Origin of the sequence: Gluconobacter sp., from assembly GCF_047723935.1 — a bacterium.
Taxonomy (GTDB): Bacteria; Pseudomonadota; Alphaproteobacteria; order Acetobacterales; family Acetobacteraceae; genus Gluconobacter.
Genome location: NZ_JBDOBO010000106.1, coordinates 1 through 6761 on the forward strand (window position 1 = coordinate 1; position 6761 = coordinate 6761).

Sequence of the window (6761 nt, forward strand, 5' to 3'; positions counted from 1 at the left end):
CAACGTCAGCTTTTTTCGGCTTCCGTTGTACAACAGATGTTCCGCTGTCCCCCCCATAGCGGCCATTTTAATAAGCGTATCGGGACTTATGTTTTCTCAGCGAGCCGCGGAAAGCAGATCACTCACCAACGACGGCCGCTTCTCCAACATCGCCAGCAAAACCTGGGCTGGTCCGGTTGGCTGACGACGGCCATGCTCCCAGTTCAGAAGGGTCCCCTTGGCGACCCCGATACTTCTGGCAAACTGTGCCTGAGAGAGTCCGGTCCGGGTTCTGATGGCCGCTACGTCAACCGACGGAACGCGGACCTGGTGGGTCACGCTGTCCTCGACCGGAGCTTCCGCATAGGCGAGAGCCTCATTCAGCCCCTGCAGAATGCTGTCATAAGCGCTCATGATGGTTCTCCGTATTTCGCAACAAGCGTCTTGCTCAAGTCTACCAGGGCGGCCTGTTCAGATCGCGTCAGATTGTCTTTCTCGTTTTTGGCAAAAACGGTCAGCAGGAACAGAGGCATCTGTCTTCCGCCAAAAACGTAGAGAGTTCTGTACCCTCCCCTCTTCCCACCACCCTCGCGGGAAAAGCGGACCTTTCGCAGACCGCCACCTAAAGCAATGCCAGCATCTGGCATTGCAGCGAGCATGTTAATCAGAGCCATACGATCGTCGTCTGACATCAGGGCTTTTGCCCGCTTTATGAATTCAGGCAGTTCGACAACGGTCTGCAGCTTTGACATTCACAAAAATCTATACGTCATTGGCTCATACGTCAACGGCGTATAGTTCGGAGACATGAAGGGCGTGATGGGCATTTAGACAAACAGCCGTTCAGAAACCTCAAGGAATACCAAAAATCCGCAGTTTTCCGCCATAAAATCTATGTCCATTTTTTTACTTTATCGGACATAGGGGCGGGGGCACAAAAAACACCCGCAAAGGTCGTTTCGAGGCGTGTTCGACCGACGCCATGCAAGGACAACGTCTGCTCCCGGAAAGACAGCCTGGTCATCTCTGCCACTCTCCGCGATAGCCATTTCAACTCACGCAGGTCTGTAACCATTCTGAGGCTCGCGGCTGACTTGGGGGGATTTCAGACTGTCCGCTTCATAGGTCCGATTCGCTAAAAGCGGAAATGCGGAAATTTGGCCATTTTTGGCTTGCGGCGGAGATTGCTGATATGGTAGCTACAATGTAGATACATGCAGGAGGGATTCAATGCTTGGAACCGTTCGGAAATGGGGAAACAGCGCCGCCATTCGTTTACCGGCCAATATCCTTGAAGCGGCTCACCTGCATGTTAATCAAGCCGTTGATGTCCGGGAAGAAGATGGACGCATCGTCATTCAGCCGGTTCGACCTGCTACCCTTTCTCTGGAAGCTCTGACCGCTGCGATCACGGATGATAACCGCCATGGTGAAGTGAGTTTTGGATCTGAAGTCGGTGGAGAGATTTGGTAAGTGTCGGCGTGGGTGCCAGACTGCGGAGACATTGTCTGGCTGGAGTTTGATCCTCAGGCAGGACGTGAACAAGCCGGACATCGCCCGGCTGTCGTACTGTCTCCCGCTAGTTATAACAAAAAATCTGGGATGATCGTCTGTTGCCCGACAACAACAAAAGTCAAAGGGTATCCTTTTGAGGTACCCCTGACGGGAGAACCAACAAGCGTCGTTCTCTCTGATCAGGTTCGCAGTCTTGACTGGCATGCCAGACGGGCAAAGCATAAAGGCCGGGTCTCTGAAAGCGAACTTGAAGCGTTACGCGAGCGAGTTCGTCTACTGATCGGGTAAGAACCCGAAACGGGGAATGCTTCCTTTTCGATTTCCCTGTCACAGTAAGCAGGCCGTCCGTTCGTTTCGAAAATCTATAAAATGATCGTTCCGGAAATGCGGGTGACGACGTTTCCGCCGATCCAGATATCGTCACCGACCTTATCCACGAAGACCTGCCCAGCTCTTAGTAATGCGGCGCCCTGACTGGCCACATACTGCGCCGGTGCGATTCCGCTTTCGATCAGCCATTGAGCGATCCCGGCATTGAGACTTCCGGTCACCGGATCCTCCCACCCCTGTCCGTCTCCGACAAAGGCTCTTACCTCAAACTGGGCATCCGTACCGTCACGAACGGGGTCCCACGCACCAACAACAGCCGCACCGAAGCTGTCCGCCTGGCCACGGCGGCGCCGGTGCGCGACGTTATTGCAGCCCGATACGACAAAACCGCCTTGTCATTCATAAGTTTCCTCAACCTCGCCGCCGCGAGGCTCTCGATCAAATCTTTTGTCAACGTGACCTAGACAGATATTGGAGTTGACAACACGCATCATGCCGTTACCCATGGACACATATTGTTACGGTTAAGGGGTGGGAAATGGGAAACTATCAGGCTTACAGCACTTTACAAATGAATATCATGCAAGCTGATATTAATATCATCAAAGCTGACGTAAATATTGGAGCTTCTTTCAGTAGAACTCAGGCTGACGTAGGTAAGTTCTATCAAGACCAAAGTTCTTATAATCTGTCTGCGTACCCATCGATTGCATATCCGGTATCTCAAAACCAAGGATTTAATGGTTGGACAGCAAATCTTAACCTAAAAGCTGGTATTCCGGTAACCATGTCACAGGATGGAACGTCCGAAAGTGTCATGGTGCAGCTGGCTGAAGCGGACATGGATACCATCAGAGCCAACGGTGGCGTACCTGCAAGTATAGCTCAGATTTCAGCCTTCCATGTAAAAGTCTACACTGACAATGACCTTAGTGTTACCAATTGGAGTGGATATGACTTCGCGCTCGCCAACTTGGCCTGGATACCATTTGCTACAGCCTCTGACCTCCGAGATGTTGACCAGCAATCACAGCTCATAGGAAACGCCAGCATTGCGACACAGGCTCAAGCTTTCTTTAACTTGGGAATAGCTGCTGCTGCTGCTGGCCTAAATACGGTAGGTCAATTTGGTCTTCCATTTGCGCCTGGATATACCGATAATTCGGATACGGCCCAATTTGTGGGCGACCTTGGATTGATGGCTAAGCTATTAAGCTATGATAGCTCGAAACTATACAACTATCTAACATCGAATGGCTCGAACAACAGCGTACAAATTTCACTGGAAAAGGATTCTCAAAATGTCGTTACGCTTACATTGAAAGACGATAACAACAACCGTTCACTCCAGTTTAATAGTGACGCTTCGGGCAATGTCAAAACATCGACATTAACTTCTAATGGACAGACTTACATTGGTGTCTATAACGGGAGTTCCAACATAGTTTCTGACAATGCCCGTGTAGAGATTCGAACTAACGGTGTAGTTTCAATAAAAGGAAACGGAAACGATATCGTTAATCTTGGTGGTGCCAATACTGTAATCTCTAGCGGAAACAATAATACAATAAGTTCTTCTACAGGCTCTACAACCTTCATCGATGGAGTCAACAACGGTTTTAATGCTTCTTCAGGCCACAGTGTGGTTGCCATAGGTGCAAATTCTACAGCTCAAATAAACGGAACAGGGCAGTCCATCGAGTTGAATGCCGACGGAGCTGGTGTAACCACAACCCAGGGTGGGAATACGGTCGATGATTGGGGTGGCAACAATTTCGTTAATGGAAGCAATCAGACAGTAAATTTATGCGGTAACACCGCCTCGCCAGGCTACAAACAGATTATGACCCTGAATGGGAACAATAACACCCTCAATGCCAGTAATGGCTCGGAGACGTATGCATCCGGTCAAAATAATACCTTCAATGGAGCAACAAACGGTGCGCTTATAGCCGTAACCGCGAACTCTTCAGTCACCGTTAAGGGAACAGGTCAACAAGTTGAGCTTCTAAACGATAAATCGCTCGCAACATTTACACAAACCAACAACAAAGTAGATGTTTGGGGGTCTAGCGATGAAATCGATGGCGTGGGCGGTCAGGCCGTTACGCAGGGCCCATCTGCTTCAAACCTCAAAAATAATACTCAAAGTAATGTGCGGTACGCATCGGTCTACGGTCCAGATGGTTCATTGCACCCAATGGCACCTGGCGGAAGTACCACTGTCGAATACCAAGGAGTCCCTATTACATCATCTGGCTCCACTAGGCATGCAAGTGTCTCTTACACAGACGAAGCAGGTGATTTCACCCCTGGGGAAGGTGGGTCCTCTCCTCTTCCAACCGATAATCCTCGTTTGGACCCCGTTGTCATCTCGTTTGAGTCCAACCGCGTTTCAACAACCTCTGCTTCGTCTGGAATTCCTTCCATCCATGATGGTCAGCTTTCCACAATGGGCTGGATTACTCCTGGTGAGGGCATCCTCATGCAGCTGGGAAGCGACCATTCCCTAACTGCGGTTAAGAGCTTTGACAGCCTATCTGCATTGGATACTGACGGCGACAGTCAAATCTCGAGAGATGACTCTTCATGGAGTTCGCTACGACTTTTGACGACAGACAACCTCGGCGTGGATAAGCTGATTACCTTAAATCAGGCCGGGGTCGATGATATATCTCTTCAAGCATCACCCGAATACAAATTTGACCATGGAAACCTAATATCTGCCCAGTCTGTCGTAGACCTGGATGGCGGAAAGTATGGTATGGCTGCCGATGTTACTTTTAATGACCAATCCGTTAATACAGAGCAGTTTGTCGCAGACTTCAAAAACAGCATAAGCCAGAGCCTTACTAAGGCGGCTGACAGTATCTTCAAGGATTACCAAAAGACCGTGACGGCACCCACGAGCACAAATAATACCCTCTCGTTTCATAAGGATGAAATGACCGGCGGTGCAACTTCTGGCGCTTACCTAGCAGATATCGGAGACCATTCGAGAATCGCCCTTCCAGCCATTTTCTCCCATGAAGGCCAATAATCATTAGAGGGATAGCATTCTCTTTCAATCCAGAAGGATTAAATCCTTCTGGATTGAAAGAGACCTGAGGAAACTATGGATTTTCATGGTAATGAACATCCCATTATATCATGTATTCTATGCAGTAGCATGACCGAAGGCTGGTAGAAATGTCCCTGTTAAAAAAGATCGTCCTGACCGCTGGGGTCGGATTCACCGCTCTTTGTATGGCTGGTGCATGGGCGATTCACAAAGAACATGTCGATGAGACGACAATGTCTCAAAAGGTCTTCATCGGCGATGACTGCTTCATCATTCCAGCAGGGTACGGCGCGGGCTTGGGAGGACGTGTCGGCAATTCAGAGATGGCTCTGATGATGCTGAGGATGGTGTATCCTTCACTAGCCCCTTTCAGGGAAGATGGAGCCCGAAAGTCGAGCGGTTATATCAATCCGTATGAGAACTCGGGGCTTGTGGATGTTGCGCTGCAATACAAAGAACTGAACAACGTCTCTGACGAAGAAATGTTCAGGCGTCAGACCGCTTACGGATATCTAAAGCATGATGACATCAGGCCAGATGGCTGGGACGTCTATGAGCTCAATACCGGCACTCTTTATGTGAAGGACAACAATGGCCATAAGACCACGATTGACTGTCTCTCCCCCATGGGTAGTAGTCTAGGCTACTGCACTCACATCATGCCCTTATGGGAAAAGGATGAAGGCAAAAAGTTCTATGACTATGCGCTCAATATAACCTTCTCGAGGAAATACATCCCCCAACTGGTGGAACTTGAAGGAGCGGTCCGCCAGAAGGTCCAGTCATGGCACAGATGCTCCATCCCGAAAGTTGTATTCTTCCCGACGGTCAAATCCTCCCCCACGTAGCAGAAGAGGCCTGATAGAGGTGGTCCCATCCGTTTGGACAGTTTTGCGGGCCTGATAAGCTATAGCCGGTTGTTGTCATGCTGCCGCCTTGACAGCGTTGCTGTTGGCCACTGGGTTCGGGGTTAACCCCGAACCCAGTGGCGCCGGCGCGTCATAATACGCCTCGTCGGGCGTTCGTCCAGCCAATGTCGAATGCGGCCGCTTCCCGTTGTAATGCGCGATCCATGAAGTGAGCCCGGCCCGCAGTTCCGATCCGGTCTCGAAGGCGTGCAGATAGACGCATTCGTATTTCAGGGATCGCCACAGCCGCTCGATAAAGACGTTGTCGAGCCATCGGCCGCGCCCGTCCATGCTGATGCGGATCTCGCGTGCTTCCAGCACTTCCGTGAACCGGGGCGTCGTAAATTGCGAGCCCTGATCCGTTTTAAAGATCTCTGGTGCGCCATAGCGGATCAGGGCTTCCTGCAGCGCCCCGATACAGAACTCGGCATCCATCGTGTTCGACAGACGCCAGGACAGCACCTTGCGCGTGTGCCAGTCCATAACCGCCACCAAATAGAGAAAGCCCTTCCGCATCGGGATGTAGGTGACGTCCGAGCACCAGACCTGATTGGGACGATCAATGACCAGATCCCGCAGCAGATACGGATATTTCCGATGCGCCGGATGCGGCACGGTCGTGCGTGGTTTCTGGTAGATCGCCCGTAGCCCCATCGTCGCCATCAGCCGACGGACGCGCTTGCGCCCGACATCATGACCGAGCCTGCGAAGATTCCGGCTCATCTGCCGCGAGCCGTAATACGGCGTCTCCAAAAACTGCGCGTCGATCAGCCGCATCAAAGCGAGGTTCGCATCACTCTCCGGCACGGGCCGATAGTAGACGCCCGACCGGTTAAGCTGCAGCAGCGTGCACTGCCGCACCACGGAAAGCCGAGGCCGCTTCAGGCCGGTCTATAGACCCAATGACCGTCACTTGCCTCGCCTTCCGAGGTCAGGAGGAGCGTAAGCTCACTTTGTCACGAGAGGAG

At 51.2% G+C, this 6761-nt stretch carries 6 protein-coding genes and 2 pseudogenes; 4 read left to right on the plus strand and 4 right to left on the minus strand.

Translation table 11 applies throughout. The features are described from left to right. Positions 1-96 precede the first annotated feature (96 nt). Both ABF979_RS15835 and ABF979_RS15840 read right to left on the minus strand, forming a co-directional pair. Entirely contained in the window at positions 97-393 is a 297-nt protein-coding gene (locus tag ABF979_RS15835) for a helix-turn-helix domain-containing protein (protein WP_099287326.1), read from the minus strand. Beyond that, the gene (locus ABF979_RS15840; protein WP_415560668.1) at positions 390-731 is read right to left on the minus strand and encodes a type II toxin-antitoxin system RelE/ParE family toxin; all 342 of its coding nucleotides are present in this window, start codon (positions 729-731) and stop codon (positions 390-392) included. Before ABF979_RS15840 ends, ABF979_RS15835 begins: the two co-directional genes overlap by 4 nt. A 478-nt stretch (positions 732-1209) precedes the next feature. Here ABF979_RS15840 and ABF979_RS15845 point away from each other — a divergent pair, with 478 nt between their 5' ends. Continuing rightward, complete coding sequence (locus ABF979_RS15845; RefSeq protein WP_081108369.1) at positions 1210-1452, plus strand: AbrB/MazE/SpoVT family DNA-binding domain-containing protein; 243 nt, start codon at positions 1210-1212, stop codon at positions 1450-1452. Beyond that, entirely contained in the window at positions 1453-1782 is a 330-nt protein-coding gene (gene mazF / locus ABF979_RS15850; RefSeq protein WP_081107112.1) for an endoribonuclease MazF, read from the plus strand. A 74-nt stretch (positions 1783-1856) separates the two neighbouring features. On the opposite strand, the pseudogene ABF979_RS15855 reads toward mazF, so the two are convergent. Further along, positions 1857-2147, minus strand: a pseudogene (locus ABF979_RS15855) (phenazine biosynthesis protein PhzF); the annotation flags it as partial. Between the two features lie 215 nt (positions 2148-2362). On the opposite strand from ABF979_RS15855, the gene ABF979_RS15860 reads away from it, so the two are divergent. Then, the gene (locus ABF979_RS15860) at positions 2363-4864 is read left to right on the plus strand and encodes a hypothetical protein (protein ID WP_415560669.1); all 2502 of its coding nucleotides are present in this window, start codon (positions 2363-2365) and stop codon (positions 4862-4864) included. 149 nt (positions 4865-5013) lie between these two features. Beyond that, on the plus strand, positions 5014-5733 hold the full coding sequence (locus ABF979_RS15865) for a hypothetical protein (protein ID WP_062454353.1): 720 nt from the start codon (positions 5014-5016) through the stop codon (positions 5731-5733). A gap of 75 nt (positions 5734-5808) precedes the next feature. Here the strand turns inward: ABF979_RS15865 and ABF979_RS15870 are convergent. Beyond that, positions 5809-6675 (minus strand): annotated as a pseudogene (locus ABF979_RS15870) (IS3 family transposase); the annotation flags it as partial. Positions 6676-6761 lie beyond the last annotated feature (86 nt).

Excerpts from the sequence above, each read along its gene's own strand:
- ABF979_RS15860 (WP_415560669.1), top strand. The coding sequence starts at position 2,363 with ATGGGAAACTATCAGGCTTACAGCACTTTACAAATGAATATCATGCAA.
- ABF979_RS15840 (WP_415560668.1), bottom strand. The coding sequence starts at position 731 with ATGTCAAAGCTGCAGACCGTTGTCGAACTGCCTGAATTCATAAAGCGG.
- ABF979_RS15845 (WP_081108369.1), top strand. The coding sequence starts at position 1,210 with ATGCTTGGAACCGTTCGGAAATGGGGAAACAGCGCCGCCATTCGTTTA.
- ABF979_RS15865 (WP_062454353.1), top strand. The coding sequence starts at position 5,014 with ATGTCCCTGTTAAAAAAGATCGTCCTGACCGCTGGGGTCGGATTCACC.
- ABF979_RS15835 (WP_099287326.1), bottom strand. The coding sequence starts at position 393 with ATGAGCGCTTATGACAGCATTCTGCAGGGGCTGAATGAGGCTCTCGCC.